Origin of the sequence: Bacillus sp. JJ675 (assembly GCF_036963165.1) — a bacterium.
In the GTDB taxonomy this organism is placed as follows: Bacteria; Bacillota; Bacilli; order Bacillales; family Bacillaceae; genus Bacillus; species Bacillus glycinifermentans.
In genome coordinates this window covers 1-20712 of sequence record NZ_JBALMR010000001.1, presented here as the reverse complement: position 1 = coordinate 20712, position 20712 = coordinate 1, and the positions used below count along the sequence as shown (strand labels likewise).

Annotated in this window: 13 protein-coding genes, 2 tRNA genes and 5 pseudogenes; 11 read left to right on the top strand and 9 right to left on the bottom strand. The window is 47.5% G+C overall.

Annotated features, from left to right (window positions below):
• Positions 1-23: 23 nt before the first annotated feature.
• The 4 genes from V7126_RS00100 to V7126_RS00085 form a co-directional block, all read right to left on the bottom strand.
• Positions 24-97, bottom strand: a tRNA-Gly gene (locus tag V7126_RS00100).
• A 14-nt stretch (positions 98-111) separates the two neighbouring features.
• Positions 112-188 (bottom strand) — tRNA-Arg (locus tag V7126_RS00095).
• A gap of 467 nt (positions 189-655) precedes the next feature.
• Positions 656-2071 carry a sugar porter family MFS transporter gene (locus tag V7126_RS00090; RefSeq protein ID WP_046131664.1) on the bottom strand — a complete coding sequence of 472 codons (1416 nt, stop codon included), beginning with the start codon at positions 2069-2071 and terminating at the stop codon, positions 656-658.
• 144 nt (positions 2072-2215) lie between these two features.
• Positions 2216-3637, bottom strand: a complete 1422-nt coding sequence (locus tag V7126_RS00085; RefSeq protein ID WP_175077256.1) for a sugar porter family MFS transporter — start codon at positions 3635-3637, stop codon at positions 2216-2218.
• Between the two features lie 607 nt (positions 3638-4244).
• On the opposite strand from V7126_RS00085, the pseudogene V7126_RS00080 reads away from it, so the two are divergent.
• From V7126_RS00080 to citM, 4 genes and pseudogenes are all read left to right on the top strand, one after another.
• Positions 4245-5853 (top strand): annotated as a pseudogene (locus V7126_RS00080) (ATP-binding protein).
• Positions 5846-6526 (top strand): response regulator, encoded by a 681-nt coding sequence (locus V7126_RS00075; protein ID WP_046131667.1) that lies wholly within the window; start codon positions 5846-5848, stop codon positions 6524-6526. Before V7126_RS00080 ends, V7126_RS00075 begins: the two are co-directional and overlap by 8 nt.
• A 2-nt stretch (positions 6527-6528) precedes the next feature.
• Positions 6529-7488 carry a tripartite tricarboxylate transporter substrate binding protein gene (locus V7126_RS00070; protein WP_046131668.1) on the top strand — a complete coding sequence of 320 codons (960 nt, stop codon included), beginning with the start codon at positions 6529-6531 and terminating at the stop codon, positions 7486-7488.
• A 188-nt stretch (positions 7489-7676) separates the two neighbouring features.
• Positions 7677-8975, top strand: a complete 1299-nt coding sequence (gene citM, locus V7126_RS00065) for a citrate transporter CitM (RefSeq protein ID WP_046132328.1) — start codon at positions 7677-7679, stop codon at positions 8973-8975.
• Between the two features lie 168 nt (positions 8976-9143).
• On the opposite strand, the pseudogene V7126_RS00060 reads toward citM, so the two are convergent.
• Positions 9144-10937, bottom strand: a pseudogene (locus V7126_RS00060) (SpaA isopeptide-forming pilin-related protein); the annotation flags it as partial.
• Between V7126_RS00060 and V7126_RS00055 the strand changes: the two are divergent.
• Together V7126_RS00055 and V7126_RS00050 are read left to right on the top strand one after the other, a co-directional pair.
• A pseudogene (locus V7126_RS00055) lies at positions 10934-11353 on the top strand (sensor histidine kinase); the annotation flags it as partial. The pseudogenes V7126_RS00060 and V7126_RS00055 sit on opposite strands and share 4 nt — an antisense overlap.
• Before the next feature lie 156 nt (positions 11354-11509).
• On the top strand, positions 11510-12682 hold the full coding sequence (locus V7126_RS00050) for an iron-containing alcohol dehydrogenase (protein ID WP_175077254.1): 1173 nt from the start codon (positions 11510-11512) through the stop codon (positions 12680-12682).
• Between the two features lie 16 nt (positions 12683-12698).
• Here V7126_RS00050 and V7126_RS00045 read toward each other — a convergent pair whose 3' ends face one another.
• Positions 12699-13919 carry a Bcr/CflA family efflux MFS transporter gene (locus V7126_RS00045; protein WP_335495858.1) on the bottom strand — a complete coding sequence of 407 codons (1221 nt, stop codon included), beginning with the start codon at positions 13917-13919 and terminating at the stop codon, positions 12699-12701.
• A gap of 207 nt (positions 13920-14126) precedes the next feature.
• Here V7126_RS00045 and V7126_RS00040 point away from each other — a divergent pair, with 207 nt between their 5' ends.
• Positions 14127-14576, top strand: a complete 450-nt coding sequence (locus V7126_RS00040; protein ID WP_046132325.1) for an NUDIX hydrolase — start codon at positions 14127-14129, stop codon at positions 14574-14576.
• A 25-nt stretch (positions 14577-14601) separates the two neighbouring features.
• Here the strand turns inward: V7126_RS00040 and V7126_RS00035 are convergent, their stop codons facing one another.
• From V7126_RS00035 to V7126_RS00025, 3 genes and pseudogenes are all read right to left on the bottom strand, one after another.
• Positions 14602-16449, bottom strand: coding sequence for an acyltransferase family protein (locus tag V7126_RS00035; RefSeq protein WP_335495855.1), 1848 nt, complete (start codon positions 16447-16449; stop codon positions 14602-14604).
• 94 nt (positions 16450-16543) lie between these two features.
• Entirely contained in the window at positions 16544-17404 is an 861-nt protein-coding gene (locus tag V7126_RS00030; protein ID WP_046132323.1) for a DUF3298 and DUF4163 domain-containing protein, read from the bottom strand.
• Positions 17404-17902, bottom strand: a pseudogene (locus V7126_RS00025) (RNA polymerase sigma factor). The gene V7126_RS00030 and the pseudogene V7126_RS00025 overlap by 1 nt, the downstream one beginning before the upstream one ends.
• A gap of 302 nt (positions 17903-18204) precedes the next feature.
• Here V7126_RS00025 and V7126_RS00020 point away from each other — a divergent pair.
• The 4 genes and pseudogenes from V7126_RS00020 (at position 18205) to V7126_RS00005 (ending at position 20673) form a co-directional block, all read left to right on the top strand.
• Entirely contained in the window at positions 18205-18468 is a 264-nt protein-coding gene (locus tag V7126_RS00020) for a CD3324 family protein (RefSeq protein WP_046132321.1), read from the top strand.
• Between the two features lie 135 nt (positions 18469-18603).
• Positions 18604-19431 carry an alpha/beta fold hydrolase gene (locus V7126_RS00015; RefSeq protein ID WP_046132320.1) on the top strand — a complete coding sequence of 276 codons (828 nt, stop codon included), beginning with the start codon at positions 18604-18606 and terminating at the stop codon, positions 19429-19431.
• Positions 19432-19525: 94 nt separating this feature from the next.
• Positions 19526-20019: pseudogene (locus V7126_RS00010) on the top strand (MarR family winged helix-turn-helix transcriptional regulator).
• Positions 20020-20034: 15 nt separating this feature from the next.
• On the top strand, positions 20035-20673 hold the full coding sequence (locus V7126_RS00005) for a nitroreductase family protein (protein ID WP_046132319.1): 639 nt from the start codon (positions 20035-20037) through the stop codon (positions 20671-20673).
• Positions 20674-20712 lie beyond the last annotated feature (39 nt).

Here is a 20712-nt window from a genome sequence, read left to right as displayed (position 1 = left end):
AGTTTTCAAAGATCATTTAAGATTGGAGCGGGTGATGAGAATCGAACTCACGACATCAGCTTGGAAGGCTGAGGTTTTACCACTAAACTACACCCGCATCATCATGCAATATGGCGCGCCCGAGAGGAGTCGAACCCCTAACCTTTTGATCCGTAGTCAAACGCTCTATCCAATTGAGCTACGGGCGCTTCATCAGGCGACTTAACTATAATACTATGAAAATCAGTTAAAGTCAACAAGTTTTTTTGTTTTTTAGTAATGAATCGTGCCTTGTTACTCGGCTTTATCCATTATACACATTTTAACGGATTTGTACACCCCTTCAGATTTAAAACATCAATCGATTTATTCTGAAGCGATAACTCCGTTGTCATCAGCGACGAATAATAATATACCACGTCCAAATTCATCGGTCAATACTTTTTTTCATTTTTTATTCAAAAAACAGACATTCATTATATACAGGTAAACTTCAGCCTTTTATTTTATGTTATTTCCAATAAAGTATTCCCTTCTTTATTATATATTCGCAATTAAAACGAACCGGCATTCTAACGGAAAGCATTTAATGAAGCTTTTATTTTGCAGCATCAAACGAGATATTTGATAAAACCCGATTCAAATGAATGAATCGGGTTTTTGAATCCGGAGGGTCTCATGCTTCAATCATCGATTTTTCAGAGCTGTGTTTATCATGCTGCGAACGGAATTGCTCTTCCAGCTCCTCGAGTGTTCTCCCCTTTGTTTCAGGCATAAATTTGTACACAAATCCGATTGCCAAGATACCCAATGCCACGAAGACAAAGAATGTAACGGACAGACCTGCAGAGCTGAGCATGACCGGAAAAGCAAAACCGATCATAAAGTTTAGCATCCACATGAAAAAAACGCTGATGCCGGAACCGAGCCCCCTTAACCTTTGCGGAAAAATTTCTGCAATGACGAGCCAAGTCACCGGTCCGACACACCCCTGCATGAAAGCAAGAAATAAAACGGTCAAAGAAAGCACGATATAAGGAAGAGCCGCAGATCCGTCAAGCACCATTGAGAATACGGCAATGGACAAAAGCGCTGTGGTCGTTCCTGACAAACCAATGATCAACATCGGACGGCGATTCACCTTTCCAACCAGCCAAATACCAAATACCACGGCCATCACCGATATCAGTCCATTCCCTATATTGGAAATCAATGCCGCCTTTGTACCAAAACCAGACTCCCGAAGGATTTGAGTTCCATAATACATAATTGAGTTGACGCCTGTAATTTGATTAACGACGGCAACGCCGATCCCAATTAGCAAAAGGCGGCGCAGCCATGGTGCAGAAAAATCTTTAACCGTTGCTTTTTTAAGCTCAGAATCTTTTTCCGCCGCCGCTACAATTTCTTTAAATTCAGCTTTCGCCCGTTTTTCTTCGCGTATTTGTTTTAAGACGCGCAGCGCCTCATCTTTTTTCCCTTTTGAGGCCAGCCATCTCGGGCTTTCCGGAACGATGAGCATGCTTGCAAATAAGAAGAGAGCCGGAACCGCACACAGGAGAAGCATGTATCTCCAAACATGCCCGGTGTCGGCCATTGCAACTCCAAGAATCGCATTGAAAACGTAGGCTAAAAATTGCCCGCCGACGATCATCAGTTCATTTTGCGTTACCATGCGGCCTCTTTTTTCAGCTGGGGCCATTTCTGCTAAAAAGGCAGGGACCATCGATGATGCTCCCCCGACAGCCAGCCCCAGCAAAAAACGAAAGACAGCCATTGCCGAAACATTCGGCGCAAATGCAGTCCCAACTGATGCCAGCAAGAATAAAAACGAAAGATTCAGGATCATCCTGCGACGGCCGTAGAGATCAGCCAATTTCCCGCAGAACAATGCACCGAATGCCGCCCCTAACAGGAGCACACTCGTAACAAGACCTTCTGTCACCGGTGTCAAATGAAGCTGATCAGGCCTTGCCATAAAAGGCAAAGCCCCGTTTATCACACCGGTATCATATCCAAAGAGAAGCCCTCCAAACGTCGCCGAAATCATAATGACCTGCAAATAGATTTTATGATTTCTCTGTTTATTCACGCACGTTCCTCCCTGATCGATCTTTATTCGTTTTCTGTGCCAGAGGCATTTTTCCCGGATCGCTGCATCCAACACAGCTTATATCCGCCGGCCCCTTCATTGATATCCAGGTGATAAAGCACCGCTGTCTGCAAACGCTTCACATCAGCCGCTGACTTTCGCACTTACACCGTTTTGTTCATCTTCGGTTTTATAGCTGCGGAAATTTTGCTCAAGCTGTTCAAGCGTAAGCCCCTTCGTTTCAGGTAGGAATCTTTTCACGAAGGTAATCGAGACAATCCCAAGACCGACGAAAATATAGAACGTCGAGGACAGCCCGATCTGATCGAGCAATATCGGGAATCCAAGGCCGACAAAGAAATTGGCGATCCATAGACAGAATACGGTAACACCCATTCCAAGCCCCCGCAGGCGAAGCGGGAAAATTTCCGAAAGCATCAGCCATGTGACCGGCGAAATGGCTCCTTGCTGGAATGCAAGAAATGTCACGGTTAATGCAAGGACAATAAAAGGAAGCGCAGGCGAGCCTTGCAGCAACGATGAGAAAATTCCGATAAGCAAAAGCGCTGACGTCGTTCCGATCAAACCGGTCAACAGCATGGGCCGGCGGCCGACTTTACCAAGCAGCCAAATCCCAACGAAAGTCGCCAATACCGAAATTAAACCGTTTGCAATATTCCCGATAAGCGCGGCTTTTGTTTCAAAGCCGGAGTTTTTAAGAATTTCAGTTCCATAATACATAATCGAGTTAACGCCCGTGATCTGCTGTACGATGGCAATGCCGATCCCGATAAATACGATGCGGCGCACCCACGGCACAGTCAAATCCCTAAAGGTTGCTTTTTTAATGTCTGACTTCCTGTCAACAGCAGCTTCAATTTCAGCAAATTCCGTTTGCGCGGTGGTTTCCATCCGAATTTTTTTAAGGACGCCCAGCGCATCTTCGTTTTTCCCTTTCGAAATCAGCCAGCGCGGACTTTCGGGAACCCTCAGCATACCGAAGAATAATACCACGGCCGGAATTGCAGCGATTGCGAGCATGTACCGCCAAACGTGGGAGTTGTCCCCCATCGTATTGCCGAGGATCGCATTGAAGGTAAAAGCGAGGAGCTGCCCGGATACAATCATCAGTTCATTTTGGGTAACCATCCTGCCCCTCTTTTCAGCCGGCGACATTTCAGCCAGATAGGTCGGCACCGTTACTGACGCTCCCCCGACAGCAATTCCAAGCAAGAAACGAGAAACAATCATTACATTAACATTCGGTGCCAGCGTACATCCTAGCGTTGCGAAAAAGAACAGGACCGCCAGAAAAATAATGTTTTTGCGGCGCCCGACATAATCGGACAACCTGCCGCCGAATACAGCTCCAAACGCGGCGCCGAGCAGGAGCGAACTCGCCACGAGGCCTTCAGTAAATGCAGTCAGGTTCAGCTGGTCTTTTTCAGCCATGTAAGGCAATGCACCGTTGACGACCCCCGTATCATATCCAAACAGAAGGCCGCCGAATGTCGACACTAAAATAATGGTGCGCAAAAAGGATTTTTGATTTAGTTGTTCATTCATGTCTACTTCCCCGCCTTTATGAAGAATCTTAATAAATTGTCATTCCTTCGGGTTTCGAAACCCAATCCTATATACTCCCCGCTTTGAACCGCATCCGGCTGATGTTCTTTATTTCCCGTCCCCCTCCTTCGCGAAACCATTTTTCGAAAATTAAGAATTTTATTCCGGCGGAAAAACAATCCCCTCCGCCAACATAAGCAAATTCAAATTGCAATCGCTTTCATTTGTTCGCGAAAGCAAGCACATCATGTCTTTTTCAATTGTTATGTTATAGTTATATTTTTGTTACTTTTTTGTGACGTCTGCTATTATCATAATTTTAAAAGCGCTTTCAGTCAATAAAAAATTTCAGAAACCTTCTTTAAATTTAGCCATTTCTTCAGATAAAACCGACAAACATAAGGCTTATATACCATTCACCTTCTTAACCGGCTTATTTGCCCTGTTTGTAATGTTATAGGTACTTCTTTGTTATATTTTTGTTATATCTGTACAGACCACCTCAAAAGCAAAGCTGACTTTATAGTTTCAAAAAGAGATTTTTAAAAATATGAAAAGTCTGAATCAAAATGGTATCATTTTAATATAGAAAGGACGGCTGGTGCTTGTGGTCAAAAAGCGGTTCATTTTCTCTCTGCAAACAAAAATTACAGGTTTGATTGCGGCGCTGCTGATCTTCGTGATCGGCATCCTGACGGTTACATTTGCCGTTCAGCAAACAAAAGAAGGGCGAAAACAGGCAGAGCAGCTTGCAGTTCAGACCGCAAGAACCATTTCTTATATGCCTCCGGCAAAAGAACTCGTTCAAACCCGCAGGCATGCAAAAGAAGCGCAGGAAGTCATTGACCATATGAAAGAACAGACCGGCGCTTACGCCATTTACGTCCTTGACGAAAAAGGAAAAATCAAAACCGCCTCCGGCAGGAAGGGAACAACGAGGGTGGCGAGAAGCAGAGAGATCTTGTTCGGAGGCTCTCACATATCTGAAGCAAAAGCGGATGGCCGCAAGGTAATAAGGGGAAGCGCGCCGATCATTCTCGAGCAAAAAGGACGCAGCCGGATTATCGGCAGCGTGTCGGTTGATCTCCTGCTGAACGAAACAGAACAAGGCATTAAAGAACACCTAAGGGATTTGAGCTTCATGTCCGTGCTCGTTTTACTTTTGGGATTTGCGGGTGCAGCCGCGCTTGCCAAAAGCATCCGAAAGGATACGCTCGGCCTTGAGCCTCATGAAATCGCATCCCTTTACCGGGAACGGAATGCAATGCTGCGGGCGATAAAGGAAGGGATCGTCGCTACGAATAAGGAAGGCATCGTCACGATGATGAACGTTTCGGCAGCCGAAATGCTTAAGCTTCCCAGACCCGTCATTAACCGTCCCATCGATGAAATCATGCCCGGGGCCGGATTGATGTCCGTCCTTCATCAGGAAGAGATGCTGCTCAATCAGGAGGTCTGCGTAGGTGATCAAGTCTTTATTATCAACACGAAAATGATGACACAAGACAGGCAGATATACGGGATTGTCGTCAGCTTCCGGGAAAAAACCGAGCTGAAAAAGCTCATCGATACGCTGACAGAGGTGCGAAAATACTCTGAAGACCTCCGTGCACAGACGCATGAATTTTCGAATAAGCTCTATGCGATCCTGGGGCTGCTTGAGCTCGGCGAATACGAAGAAGCGATCGACCTGATTAAACAGGAATACGCGATCCAAAATGAACAGCACGATATTTTATTCCATAACATTCATTCCCAGCAGGTGCAGGCTATCCTGTTAGGCAAAATGGGCAAGGCTTCAGAAAAAAAAGTCAAGCTGTCCATTGATGAAAACAGCACGCTCGATCCGCTTCCTGCGCATATCGGAATGTCCCATCTCATCACGATTATAGGCAATTTAATTGACAACGCTTTCGAAGCGGTGGCTGAACAAGACGTATGGCAGGTTTCATTTTTCATTACGGATATCGGGCGAGACATCGTCATTGAAGTTTCCGACACGGGAGCCGGCGTTCCGCCGGATAAGACGGAGGCCGTGTTTCAAAGAGGCTATTCTTCCAAGGGGATGAAGAGGGGCCACGGGCTGGCCAACGTAAAGGAGTCAGTGCATGAACTGGGCGGCTGGATCGAATTGACAAATCAAAAAAGCGGCGGTGCGGTATTTACCGTTTTTATACCGAAGGAGAAACAAACAAAGGGGGAATCCATTTGATTGACATCGTGATTGCGGAGGATGATTTTCGCGTTGCGCAAATTCATGAGAGACTGATCGAACAGCTCGATGGATTCAACATTATCGGCAAAGCGGCAAACGCTAAGGAAATCATGGCGATTTTGGAAGACCGAAACGCCGATTTGCTGCTGCTCGATATTTATATGCCGGATGAGCTTGGCACGGCGCTGATTCCCGCCATTCGGAGCCGGTTTCCTGAAGTGGATATTATGATCATCACGGCGGCAACAGAAACCCGTCATTTACAGGAAGCGCTCCGGGGCGGAGTCGCTCATTATTTGATTAAACCCGTGACGGCCGATAAATTCAAACAGGTGCTGCTCCAATATAAAGAAAAAAGGAGCATGCTGCTTTCCCAGCCGGAAGTAAGCCAATCGATGATCGACCAAATTTTTGGAAACCGCTCAAAAGTTTCCGGTTCCGAGGAGGATTTGCCGAAGGGCATCAATTCCATTACACTGCAAAAAATCAAAGACACGCTTGCAGGCGCCGCAGCCGGGATGACGGCGGAAGAACTCGGGGAAAAAATGGGTGCATCCCGTACGACGGCCCGCCGCTATGCCGAGTATCTCGTGTCAAAAGAAGAAGCTTGCGCAGAGTTGGAATACGGGATTATCGGCAGGCCGGAACGAAAATATTATTTGGCGGCTGATTAAATATGAAGAAGCTCGCGGTCATCCTGATCTGCCTGTTGATTCTGCTTCCCGGAGACGCGAGGAAAGCGGCTGCCCCGCGCCTGCCGGAAGGCCCGATTGAAATCGTCGTACCCGCTGAGCCTTCGGGAGGCTGGGATTTAACGGCGCAAGCGATACAATCTGTCCTTACGCAAAAGCAAATCGTAAACAGCGATGTCCGTATCGTGTATATTCCCGGAAGCGGCGGAGACAAAGGCTGGAAATATGTAAATCAAAGCGATACGCAAACCATCAGCATGGCGTCCAGTTTAATCCTGAGCAATTACATTCTCGGACAGAGCAAGCTGAAAATTGACGATTTCACCCCGCTCGCGATACTTGCAAAAGAATGGCAGGTTGTCGCCCTTCCGAAAGGATCGGCTCTGAAAAGCGGAAAGGATGTGCTCGACGGTATTAAGAAGCGCCCCGGCGAAGTGAAAATCGGTTTTTCTCCGGGGTTCGGAAATGATGATCAGCTATCGATCGTCAGGGCGGCCGATATGTACGGGATTGATCCTTTTGACATTCAATTTTTGCAGTATGACAGCAGCGAGGAGCTTGTTCGGGCGCTGGTCAGACATGAAATAGAAGCCGCTTCGATGACGGTTTCCGAAGCCAAAACATATGAACGGAACGGAGACATTACACTTGCCGCCGTCACCTCGGACAAAAGGCTCCCCGCCTTTCCGCATGTGCCGACATGGAAAGAGCAGGGCATACCGTTTGTATTTTCTCATTGGAGAGGCGTGCTGGGGCCGAAAAACATGACTGAAGAAGAAGTTTCTTACTGGGATGAAGCGTTAAAAAAGGTCACATCCTCACCGGAATGGAAACGGAAAATAAACGAACTTGACTGGGAAAGCTTTTACTTAAACAGCAGGGAGACGAAACGGTTTCTTGACGAACAATCGGCCTTTTATCAAAACATCATGGCCGGCGATTAAAAAGCATTCCGCTAACGGCGGAATGCTTTTTATGCACAAAAATGGACAAAAAGAACAAAACGGTTTTAAAAAATTAAAAATACATAAAAACCAAATTATTTACTTCAAAACGATTTTCCCATACGATGACAAAAAGGGGAATGAGGAGAAAAAAATGTAAGCGGATTCACCAAGAGGGGGTAACGATTGTGTTAGCTATCTTAGGGTTTTTCATGATGCTTGTGTTTATGGTACTGATCATGACAAAACGGCTTTCTGTCCTGACTGCATTAGTCTTGACGCCGATTGTGTTTGCGCTGATTGCCGGATTCGGATTCACCGATGTCGGCGACATGATGATATCGGGGATTCAGCAAGTGGCGCCAACCGCCGTCATGATTATGTTTGCGATTTTATATTTCGGGATTATGATCGATACGGGCCTGTTTGATCCGATGGTCGCAAAAATATTAAAATTGGTCAAAGGAGATCCGTTAAAAATCGTCGTCGGCACTGCGGTGCTCACCATGCTTGTCGCATTGGACGGTGACGGCTCGACAACATATATGATTACAACGAGTGCAATGCTTCCGCTCTATTTGCTGCTTGGCATCCGCCCGATTATATTAGCGGGGATCGCAGGAGTCGGCATGGGGATTATGAATACGATTCCGTGGGGAGGCGCAACGCCGCGGGCCGCGAGCGCGCTCGGAGTCGATCCGGCTGAACTGACCGGTCCGATGATTCCCGTCATCGCAAGCGGGATGCTTTGCATGGTCGCGGTTGCGTATGTACTTGGAAAAGCAGAACGAAAACGCCTCGGCGTGATCGAGCTCAAACAGCCGGCTCATGCCGATGAAACGGCAGCAGCTGCCGAGGATGAGTGGAAACGGCCTAAGCTTTGGTGGTTCAATTTATTGTTAACGCTTTCATTGATCGGGTTTCTCGTGTCGGGCAAAATAAGCCTGACGGTTCTGTTTATCATTGCCTTCTGCATCGCGCTGATCGTGAATTATCCAAACCTCGATCATCAGAGGCAGCGCATTTCAGCCCATTCCAGCAACGTTCTGGCCATCGGTTCCATGATATTTGCGGCCGGGGTCTTTACCGGAATTTTAACAGGCACAAAGATGGTTGATGAAATGGCGATCTCGCTTGTTTCGATGATTCCTGAACAAATGGGCGGATTCATTCCGATGATCGTCGCCCTTACAAGCGGCATTTTCACGTTCCTGATGCCGAATGACGCGTATTTCTACGGGGTGCTGCCGATTTTATCAGAAACTGCTGTCGCCTATGGAGTCAATAAAGTCGAAATCGCAAGGGCCTCCATTATCGGCCAGCCGATCCATATGCTGAGCCCGCTTGTGCCGTCTACGCATTTGCTCGTCGGTCTTGTCGGGGTTTCCATTGACGAACATCAGAAATTCGGGATCAAGTGGGCTGTCCTGGCCGTGCTTGTGATGACGGGTACCGCTCTTTTGATCGGCTCTATTTCAATTTTCTAATTTAAACGAACAAAACAGGCCGTTTTTTATCCGGCCTGTTTTGTCGTACGTTCAAATACACATTTAAAACAGGATCATCATGACACGTGTCATCCGTTTAGAACCGGCCGGACTGGCGGAAAGCATCTTGCTGCCTTTGCCTGCAAAAAAACGTCTTGTACCGCGGTTTTATTCCAAATGGACAGCCGTATGAATCAGCTTCCCTTTTACTGCGAGGCGCCCCTTGGTTCTTTCGGGTTTGTCGCATGTGATCAGCGTAATGACCTTTTCTTCTGTCTCATCAATCACATCTGAATCCATTTCTGAAATGATCTTTTTTGATGTCACAGTGTAGATGTAATCTTTCTTAAAATCTGTGATGACGATCGTGTCCCCTTTTTTAATATTGAGCAAAGGGCCAAACACGATACTGTGATCGTTTCGATCCGCCTTTGTCAGCGTCGCATCGCCCGGCGTCAATATGTTATCTGCGGTGATCTCCACTGGTTTTGTATCGGTATTACTGATCGTGAACGGTATTGGCGTTTGATCCAATTTGTAATTCTCAGGTGCTTTTGTTTCGACAAACCGGTAATCGCCCGGTTCGAGACCGCGGACTGTAATCTGTCCTTTTTCATCCGTTGTCAAGTCGGCTATCAATACCTTGCCGTCACTGTCTGTCAGGTTGAACGTCGCACCCGGCAGAACGGTGTCTTTGTCATTCTGGTCAACTTTTGTCAGCACAACGCTGTTTTTCGTGTTGACCGCCGTTAATTCAGCCTGCTCCGGCTGGCCTTCGTGTTCAGCTTCGATGGTGAACGGCACTGAGCTGGTTGAAACAAGGTAGCCGTCAGGCGCCTGCTTTTCAACAAATTGATAGCTTCCCGGAGCTAAACCGTCAGCCGTAATGCTGCCGTCTTTATCTGACACAAGATTGTCTTTGACCGTTTTTCCGTTGTTGTCGACGATCTTGAAAACAGCGCCTGCCAGGCCGTTTCCGTCTTCATCTTTCTTCGTCAAATGGACGGAGCCTTTGTAGTTCACTGCTGTTCCTGCGTCTGCCGCCTCCGGTTTTCCTTTTGCCGATTCAGAGATGGTAAATTGCTTTTTCTCGCTGTTCAGCACATACCCTTCTGGCGCTTTCGTTTCGACAAAGGCGTAGCGTCCCGGCGCGAGGTCTTCAGCCGCAACTTTCCCGTCTTGATTTGACGTCAGTTCGTCACGGACGGTGTTGCCTTCTTCGTCAACGATCTTGAAGACGGCTCCTTCCAGCTTGTGGCCTTCCGCATCTTCTTTCGTTAACTCGGCACTGCCTTTGTAATTGATCAGTGTACCTAAAACGATGTCAGGCACTTGATTCTTGTCATTCTTGATGACCGAGAAGTCAATTGCTTCTGTATTCAGGATAAACCCTGCCGGAGCTTTGGTTTCTATCAAACGATAGTCGCCGACCGGCAAACCGATGATTTCAACTTTTCCGTTTTCATCGCTTGTGATTTGAGTGCGTATCTCAGTGAAGGTGCCGTCGCCGGATTTCTTTTCAAGCTTGAAAACAGCCCCTGTCAATGGATTTTTCTGTTCGTCTCTTTTGATAAGCGTCACCTTGTTCTGCTCATTTATGACTTGATACAGCGCCCCTGCACTGGATGATTTTCCGTCAATTGCAACAGAGACTCCGTTTGCATAAGCGTCGCTGATCGTGTATCCGTCAGGCGCTTTTGTTTCTTTTAGTACGTAGGTGCCGTAGCGGATATTTCCGAAAGTCATCTTACCGTCGGCATCGGTCGTTCCTGAGCGCAGGAGCTGCTTGTTGTCCTTCGTCCACAATTGAAAGTCTGCTCCTGAGAGAGGCTTGCCGTCTTTTCCGGTTTTCAAGATGGTCAGGCTTCCTTTTTCTCCTGAACCGGAGCCGCCGCCGCTTGAAAGGACGACAAAGACCGAATTGCCGTTTTCCTGGCTCTGCTCCTGAACATTCGTTCCACTCCTTTCTTTCTATAGAAAAAACGCGCTACGGCGATCGGCTCGACGTCATTTTCGAAGTTGATCCAGACATCGACTTCATGCTGCCGCCTTTAATGATTCAGCCCCTTGTCGAAAATGCCGTTCACCACGGGATCAGCAAGAAGCGAGGAGGAGGCTGGGTTAAACTGACGGTCAAAACAGAAGGTGAAAACGGGTATTACATCAAAGTGGAAGATAACGGACTGGGCATGACGCCGGAAAAACTGAATGACATCTTTTCATCGAACATGAGCAGCAGCGTCGGCTTGAAAAATATTAACAAACGGCTGAAACATTTCTGCGGAGGCGAATTGAAAATACAAAGCGCTCCGGATGTCGGCACCGCCGTCTCGATGGTCATTCATATGAACGAGTCTGCCGATGTTTCCATGAAGTAAACGAACTGCGCTTTTCGAGCTTGCCGGATAATGGTTTTTCCGGCAAGCTTTTTTATGTCAAAAAATCGACGTACGAAGATCTGCTCTTTTTCTGTGAACTAAGGTATGTTATAGTAGTAAACCTACTTTTCGTACAAGATTTGGAGGTTTTATCACATGGAAAATTTCACTTATTATAATCCGACGAAGCTGATCTTCGGAAAAGGCCAGCTTGAACAATTAAGAAATGAACTGAAAAAATACGGAAAGCGGGTTTTGCTTGTATACGGCGGAGGCAGTATTAAACGAAACGGTCTTTACGATCAAGTAACCGCCGTTTTAAAGGAAGAAGGCGCAGATTGGCACGAGCTTTCCGGGGTAGAACCGAACCCGCGCCTTGCTACAGTGCAAAAAGGCATCGATTTGTGCAGACAGCATGATATCGAGTTTCTTCTCGCGGTCGGCGGAGGAAGCGTCATCGACTGCACCAAAGCGATCGCGGCCGGCGCAAAATACGACGGCGATCCTTGGGATATTTTCAGCAAGAAAACGAGCATCTCGGACGCCCTGCCGTTCGGTACGGTTTTGACCCTTGCTGCAACAGGATCTGAAATGAACCCTGATTCTGTCATCACAAACTGGGAAACGAATGAGAAATACGTGTGGGGCAGCGATGTGACCCATCCGAGGTTCTCCATTTTAGACCCTGTAAATACGTTCACCGTTCCTGAAAACCAAACGGTTTACGGCATGGTTGACATGATGAGCCACGTGTTTGAACAATACTTCCACAATGTCGAAAATACGCCGCTTCAGGACAGAATGTGTTTTGCCGTCCTGAAGACTGTGATCGAAACGGCGCCGAAGCTGCTTGAAGACCTGCAGAACTACAAGCATCGTGAAACGATTTTATACGCCGGAACGATTGCATTAAACGGTACGCTGCAAATGGGCTATTTCGGCGACTGGGCGTCCCATACAATGGAGCATGCTGTTTCAGCCGTTTACGATATTCCACATGCAGGAGGACTTGCGATTTTGTTCCCGAACTGGATGAGATATACGCTTGACACAAATGTCGGCCGCTTCAAAGCCCTTATGCTCAATATGTTTGACATTGAAACTGAGGGCAAAACAGACAAAGAAATCGCGCTTGAAGGAATCGACAAGCTGTCCGCTTTCTGGACAAGCCTCGGCGCTCCTTCCCGCCTTTCCGATTACGGCATCGGCGAAGAAAAGCTCGACCTGATCGCCGGCATTGCGGCAAAAGAAATGGAGCACGGCGGCTTCGGCAACTTCCAAAAACTGAACAAAGACGATGTGCTCGCCATTCTGCGTGCCTCTCTATAAAAGCAAAAGGACGGAATCAAGCGATTCCGTCCTTGTTTTTATCCGATCTTTCCCTTGTCAACGCAAAAAAGGCAAGAGAACCGATAACAGCCGTAATAAACATGATCGCTCCCATCGGAACGGCCGTCGTTTCATTCATTCCCACAAGAGGGGAAACGACCGAACCGAGCAGCAGCGGAAGCATTCCAAGCATCGCGCTTGCACTGCCCGCACGATGCCCCTGATTTTCCATCGCAAGCGTAAAGGTGCTTGTCAATGTCATTCCGATCGTGATCATGTAGACGAAGATCGAGATGACCAGTGTCGCAAGCGGTCCTCTGATGATCGTCATCGCAAGCAGAACACTCGTTGCGATTAAAGCGGTAATGACCGCTATCCGAAGCAGTTTTCTTTCGTGAATGATTCCCCCGAAGCGCCCGATGATAAAGCTCCCTGAAATAATCGCCAGGCCGTTGATTCCGAATAAAACGCTGAATACTTGCGGAGATACATCGTAAATATCCTGGTACACAAAAGGCGTTCCGGAAACATAGGCAAAGCTACCCCCGTGAATGAAACCGACGGTCAGCGCATAGCCCATAAAGGACCTGTCCTTTATCAAACTGCCCATCGTCTTCACAGATGATCCGATTGAACTTGGAATCCGCTTCTCAGGCGGCAATGTCTCTTTTAGCTTCAGTGAAATGACCAGAACGAGAAACAATCCGATCAATGTCAGCGTATAGAAAATCGTATGCCATGTTGCAAACGGCAAAAGCAGAATGGCGCCGCCAGTCATCGGCGCAACCATCGGCGCGACCGCGGTAATGACCATTAAGAGCGAGAAAAATTTCGAAAGCTCCCTTCCGGTAAATACGTCCCGCACGATCGCACGCGAAAGCACGATTCCCGCCGAAGCTGTGAACCCCTGCAGAAAACGGCCGATGACCAGCATGACAATGTCCGGGGAAAGCGCGCAAAACAGAGAAGACAACGCAAATAAAAAGATGGATATTAATAAGGGCTTCCGTCTTCCCTTTGCATCACTGACAGGTCCGATCACGAGCTGGCCGAGCGTAAGCCCGATCAAACACGCCGTTAAGCTGAGCTGTACGAGCGAGGCGCCGGCTGATAAATCGTCGGCAATTTCGGGAAAACTGGGCAAATACATATCGATATTCAGCGGGCCCAGTATCGCAAGCATGCCGAGCAGAAAAGCCAATGCAAGGCGTTCCTTTCCTGTTGGATTATGAAGCATAGTATCAAACCTTTCTTTAAAGCTAGTAAAATATATGATTGAATCATGAAATAGGCTGAATGGGCTCGCAAAACATTTGTATATTGTAACATATTTTTTCGATCGTGGAAGTGGATTGCTCATGACCTGGCGGGATAAAATAAAACCGGTCAGAACCGGCCAGTTTATCTATCATTGAAATGACATGGAGGAAGGAGTTATCTAAACTTGAATGCAGTAAATACGATAGGTTGCTTCACGATTGTTGAAAATGGCGAAGGAAAAATACTTCTCGTAAAAAGAAAAGATTACCCTGTCTGGGATTTGCCGGGAGGCAGAATGGAAAAGCATGAACAGCCGGAGACATGTGCCATAAGGGAAATGGAAGAAGAAACAGGCTGCCGCGTTTCTATTACGTGCAAAATAGGAGAGTACGATCAACCCCAATATCGAGACGTGCAGTATATCTATTCAGGAAAATTACAGGGCGGGGAACCCATTAACCAGGGGCCTGAAACAGCAAAAATCGGATGGTTTCGCAAAGACAGATTGCCTTTGTTAATGGTTCCCCATAGAAGAAAACAAATAAATAATTTTATAAAACATCATAACAAACTAGTAAAAGGAACTTTAAAAACGCCGTTTTTGATCAGGTTCATCACGAAATTCAAGAAATAAAAAGCTTCTTCTTATGTATAAAGCATTATTTCATCGCCTCAACGATAAGCGCCGTCAAAGCCTCCGCTCCTTTCGGCACGAGGTGTACGCCGTCTGAGGCAAAATACTCGGGATGCTCGAGAGCTTCGCTGTGCCAGTCAAGGAGTGTCACATTTCGGCGGTTATGCGCCTGCTCGCGCAGCGATTCGTTCACTTTTTTCTCCCATTGCCGCGGCACACGCGTGTTCACAAGATAAATGCGGGCTTTTGAGAAAGCGTCAAGCAGCGCATCCATTTGGCCGTCCGTAAAATAGCCGTTTGTCCCCAGCTCGATAATGACGGCTTTGTCCGGCTGATTAAACGATGCATATTGCGGCGTCAATTGAAGCGCTTCTGATACCTGCCTTCCGACCTTTCCGTCTATCGTAACATGAGAAAATGTGCGGCGGAGGTTTGGGGCAATGTCAAGCATAACGGAGTCGCCGATGGCCAGCACTTCCTTCTCTCTAATGCCTGCCATCGTTTTCTGATGCAAATTCCCCTTCTTTTCTTCCTTGGATTTTGTTTGTTTCCCCGGTTCTTCTTTTGCAGCTGCCGCCTGTTTTCCCTCTTTGTCAAAGGATGCGCTTGCCTGCTGATGGGACTGGGCAGGCGTCGACTGCTGCTGTTTCGGTGCGCCGGCTATTCCGGACAGCCCGCCCGCAAAAATGATGAGGGCGGCAAAAAGCAATCCCGTCGTCATTCTGCTGATGGTGGACGACGTTTTCCATTCCACAATCCTGTTCAAAAAAACGCGGCGGACAAATGGCGTAAAGCCGTCCTTCCGTATCGGCTGCTCAAGGAAACGATAGGAAAGCTCGGCGAGAATCAGCGTTGCAGCGACCTTAACGGCGGCATGCCAATAAACCGGATTTCCAATTTCCTGAACGGGCGTGCTCAGCACGATGACAGGATAATGCCAAAGATAAATGCCGTATGATCTCGTTCCAACCCACCTGAGCGGTTTCCATGAAAGCAAATGCCCCAAAAAGCTGCTCGGATGGCTGACGCATGCGATCAGTACCGCAGCGATGATGCTGACCAGGAGCATGCCGCCATGATAAAGGAACGGAGCGTATTCATCAACGAAATGGATGCAGAGAATCAATATGACAAAAGCGGCCAGCTCTGTTCCGTGCATCGCATGCTTCAAACGGCTCGGCAGCCTGTTTGAAGAGAGCCTTTTCATCGGCCATACAAGTGCTAACGCGCAGCCGAGCAGCAGCTCAAAAGAGCGTGTATCCGTTCCGTAGTAGACGCGGCTCGGATCTCCGCCGGGGACATACAGCACGCTCATCAAAACGGCCGAGAACAGCACGAGTACGAGAATCGCCGACGCCAGCCTCGTTCGTTTTTTGCATATGTACATTCCGGCAAGCAAAATGATCGGCCAGATGATATAAAATTGTTCTTCTATCGCCAAAGACCAAAGGTTTTTTAACGGCGACGGAGAGCCGAAGCTGTCGAAATAAGATAGATCATGAAAAATAAACCACCAATTGCTGACATACAATAAAGAGAAGACCGCATCTCCCCGCACTGTATGCAGCATGTCAGGTTTGAACAATACGACCCAGATGACGGTCGCGACAATCATGAACGAGGCCGCCGGTACGATCCGCCGCATCCTCCGGATCCAAAAGCTGCGGAAATTCAATGTCATGTCATTTCCATACGCCGGCAATACGATCGATGTGATTAAATAGCCGGACAATACGAAAAAGATATCGACCCCGATGAAGCCTCCGTCGGCCCAATCAAAGTCAAGGTGGTAAGCGATGACCGCGAGAACGGCAAAAGCGCGAAGTCCGTCTAATCCCGGTATGTAGCGATGATGATGTGCCTTATCTAACATGGTATTCCTCCAATAATGCGTGCTCCCCTTCTTCGGTTGATTTCGATAATAGTACAGACGGAAGGGCAAAAATCCGTGACAAAAGAAGTGCCTGCTAACGGATGTATCGGGTTCCGACAAGCAGATTTGAAATCGCGCCGGTCGGAATTTCAAACTCCGCAATCCCCATATAACCGGGCGCAACTTCATATTCATCGAACGAAATCATCAGTTTATGGTCTTCGGTGATATAAAAGTTTTGGTCGGCATGAATCTGTTGAAATGGTTCTATCTCCTCATCCCCGACCCAATATATTTTATCAGGATTTTCCTTCATTTGCTCCTTCATTTGCTTTTTTATATTTTTGCTGATGACGCCGATATAGCGTTTATCCTTAAATAAGCTCTTCAGCGTAAGCAGAACGCCGTTTTTCTTGTCGATGGTCACATAGCGCCGCTCAGTGTAAGCGGATGCCTGCGTTTTTTCGGTTTCGCGGCGGATTGAGATCAATTCCGGCGTATCCGTTACAGTCTTAAAATCGCTGTAAATGCTGATGTGCCCTTTTTTGTGCTTCGATGTTGTCTCCATAAATTCCCGATACAGCTGTTGGCTTTCTTTCACATATTTTTTGTTGATGTTCTCCTCCAGCTCACGGTTGGAAAGCCCTGACAAAGCCGGGGTTTTCACATCAATGCTCGATTCGTCTTTTTCCTGTTTGATCTCGGTGATTGTGATCGCTTTGACGACCTTGCCGATGACGGGGATTCGCGACATCGCTTTCGCCGCCTCGGGGTTGATATTGACGGCCGCAAAAACGAAAACAGCCGCAGCTGCAGCGATCGATACGGGCCACATTACGATCCTTCTTTTCCTTTTCGGATGATGCTGTAGGGCTTTTTCGACAATCGCATCCAGCTCTTTTGGAATGGGCACCTGTTTATACTCTTTTCTTAATTGTTCCAGTTTTTTATCCATTACGAAAGCTCCTCCTTCGTCAACTGAATGCGCATGAGCTTCAGCCCTCTGTAGAGCCGTGTTTTGACGGTATTGATGTTGTCCCCCCGTGATGTCCGCGATCTCTTCGATTTTCATGTCTTCAAAAAACCGCAGAATGATGATCGTTTTATATTGGTACGGCAATTCTTCAAGCGCTTCGCGAAGGTCTGTATCCTGATAGGTATCTTCCTTTCCCCGGCTTAAAAACTCCAGTGTCCGGTCATCCATTACTTTGAGTTTTTTCTGCTTCCGCAAAACATCGATCGCGGTACGGACCAAAATTTTGTAAAACCAGCTTTTGATCGTATCGGGATTTCGCACAGAACCGACGGAAGCGAGCGCTTTTTGGATCGATTCCTGAACGATGTCTAACGCGTCTTCTTGATTTTTTACATAACTGTAGGCCAACCGGTAAAAATCTTCTTTTCCGCCGGTTATGAACGCTACAAGCGACGCTTTGGCTGTCTGTTTCTCCATGGCAATACAGAGCTCCTTTTTCCATTAAGCTTTTCCAGTATGTATAGACGCTGAAGCGTGAAAAATAGTTTGCGCTTAGCCCAACTTTTTTGTGTATGATGATGAAAGCCGCTCAAACCAGGAGGTGACGACTATGGCTGAGATCAGAATGCCGGTTACTCAAGCGACTCATGCAAAGCCTGTGATTGGAAAGGCGATACTTTGCATGGGGAGTACTTTTTCATCAATCGCCTGAAAGTTGGCTTTTCTGATGATAGGCTTTGCACCTTATTTTGCGATAAAAAAATAAGGAGCTCATCAATATGGCTTATCTCAATGCAACGGCTGTTTTGCCGGAAAAGCTGATATCAGAAATTCAAAAGTATGTGCAAGGAGAAACGATCTACATTCCAAAACCTGAATCCGCCCGCGAGCAATGGGGGACGCGTTCAGGGGCGAGAAAGCTGATCGATGACCGGAACGCTTTGATGAAACGTGCATTTAAAAAAGGCAGAACGATTGATCAATTGGCCGACGACCATCACCTTTCCGCCGAAACGGTGAAAAAGATTGTGTACTCTAAATAAAATCAAGCACTGATCGCCTCGCGGTCAGTGTTTTTTTCATATGGCGAGTTTGTTTCTCAGCCGTTTTCTGCATTTATATCTCCCCGTGCACGCTGTAATGTAAAGACAGCGATGTATAGAGAGGAGCGTTTTTTAATGACTGTAGCCAAAAATGGCATATTGAAGGTGCCCGGTGCAAGCCTGTATTACGAGATGCGCGGGTCGGGTCCCATATTGCTGATGATTCACGGCGGAAACGGTGATGCTGATTCGTATCCTATGAAAGACCTGCTGTCAGACCGCTACACCGTCGTTACCTACGACCGCCGCGGGCATTCCCGGAGCATACTCGATGATCAACATGAACATTATCAGATCGAAACCCACAGCGATGACGCCCACCGGCTGCTGGCAAGTCTGTCCGATGAACCCGCCTTTGTGTTCGGGTGCAGTTCCGGGGCGGTTATCGGCCTTGACCTGGCGATCCGTCACCCTCAGCAAATCCGGATTCTCGCTGCACACGAACCTCCGATCCCGGAGCTCTTGTCAGGCGGCGACCGCACCTTGGGGATAAGGAGCCTTGAGAAGCTTGAGCGCCATTATCGAACAAACGGTTTACCGGCTTTAGCCGAGTTCGCAGAAGCGATGGGCATCGCGTCATCTGCTCAGCCGCAGCAAAACGAAGCCCGGATGGAGCAGATGATGGCTAACATCGATTACTTTATCTTATCCGAGGTGCCGGCTCTGAGGGAATACAGACCTGATATAAGCAAGCTGAGTTCCCAGGCGATCGTGGTACCTGCAGGAGACATTGATTCAAAAGGATTTCTTCCGTACCGCTATGCCGAAGCACTGGCTGATCGCTTAGAGACAGAAGTCGTTGATTTTCCCGGGAACCACGTCGGCTGCTCATTATACCCCGGCGAATTTGCAGAGAAGCTGCATGAAGTCTTTAGAAAACATGATAAAAACAGATCCATTTAGCTGTCTCATACCAAGGATTCAACAACCTTGGTATTTTTTCATGCAGGAAGGCGAGCATGATATTTGCAAAAAGAAAAAAAGGCCTGTATATTAATTGACATATCAATCATTGATACATCAATTAATTGGCGAACAAGAAAGAAGGGATCGGTTTTGCCGTCATATTGTTCACAGGAAGGCGAGATTTTATATCAGCTGCAATGCTTAAACAAAGGGATTGGCATGAAGTTCGAAGCTTGCACCGGCATCAGCCAATCCCGTCTGGAATTGCTCGCTTTGCTCTATCATGTAGACGAAATCAGTCAAAGCGACCTTCAAAAAAAGGTGAATATCGACAGCGCGGCCGTTACACGACACGTCAAACAGCTTGAAGCCAATGGAATGGTGTCAAGAAGACGGAAGCCTGAGGACAACCGTATCACGCTCGTCCGTTTAACCGAGCAGGGACGGGAACGAATCGAGTCTTCCAAGAGAGAAAAAGAGCGTTTTATGAAGGAAATGCTCGCCGGCGTCAGCGCTGAAGAACGCCGTGTGCTTATTGACATACTGGCGAGGTTGCAAACAAACATAAACAATATACAAGCATAGAGGAGTGTTTTTTACATGGGAACCGAATTAAAAACAAACGATTTTATGAAGATTATGAAAGGCCGCCGTTCGATTCGCAACTACGATCCGACGGTCAAAATCAGCAAGGAAGAGATGACTGACATTTTGGAGGAAGCAACGACAGCACCGTCCTCGGTCAACGCGCAGCCATGGCGCTTTCTGATTATCGACAGCCCTGAAGGCAAAGAAAAGCTCGCGCCTCTTGCAAAATTCAATCAAACGCAAGTCAACACTTCGTCTGCCGTCATAGCTGTATTTGCCGATATGAACAATGCCGATTATTTGGAAGACATTTATTCAAAAGCCGTAGAGCTCGGCTACATGCCGCAGGAAGTAAAAGACAGGCAAATGAAAGCCTTGACGGCACATTTTGAACAGCTTCCGGCACAGGTAAACCGGGAGACCATCCTGATTGACGCCGGCCTCGTCTCCATGCAGCTTATGCTGACTGCCCGCGCACACGGATATGACACAAACCCGATCGGCGGCTATGACAAAGAAAAAATTGCTGAAACCTTCGGGTTAGATAAAGAGCGCTATGTTCCGGTTATGCTTTTGTCGATCGGAAAAGCTGCCGACGAAGGATATGCTTCATACCGTCTCCCGGTCGAAACAATCGCACAGTGGACATAATTGCAAAAAAAGCCCAAGACTCTGATCTGCACCCTGTCA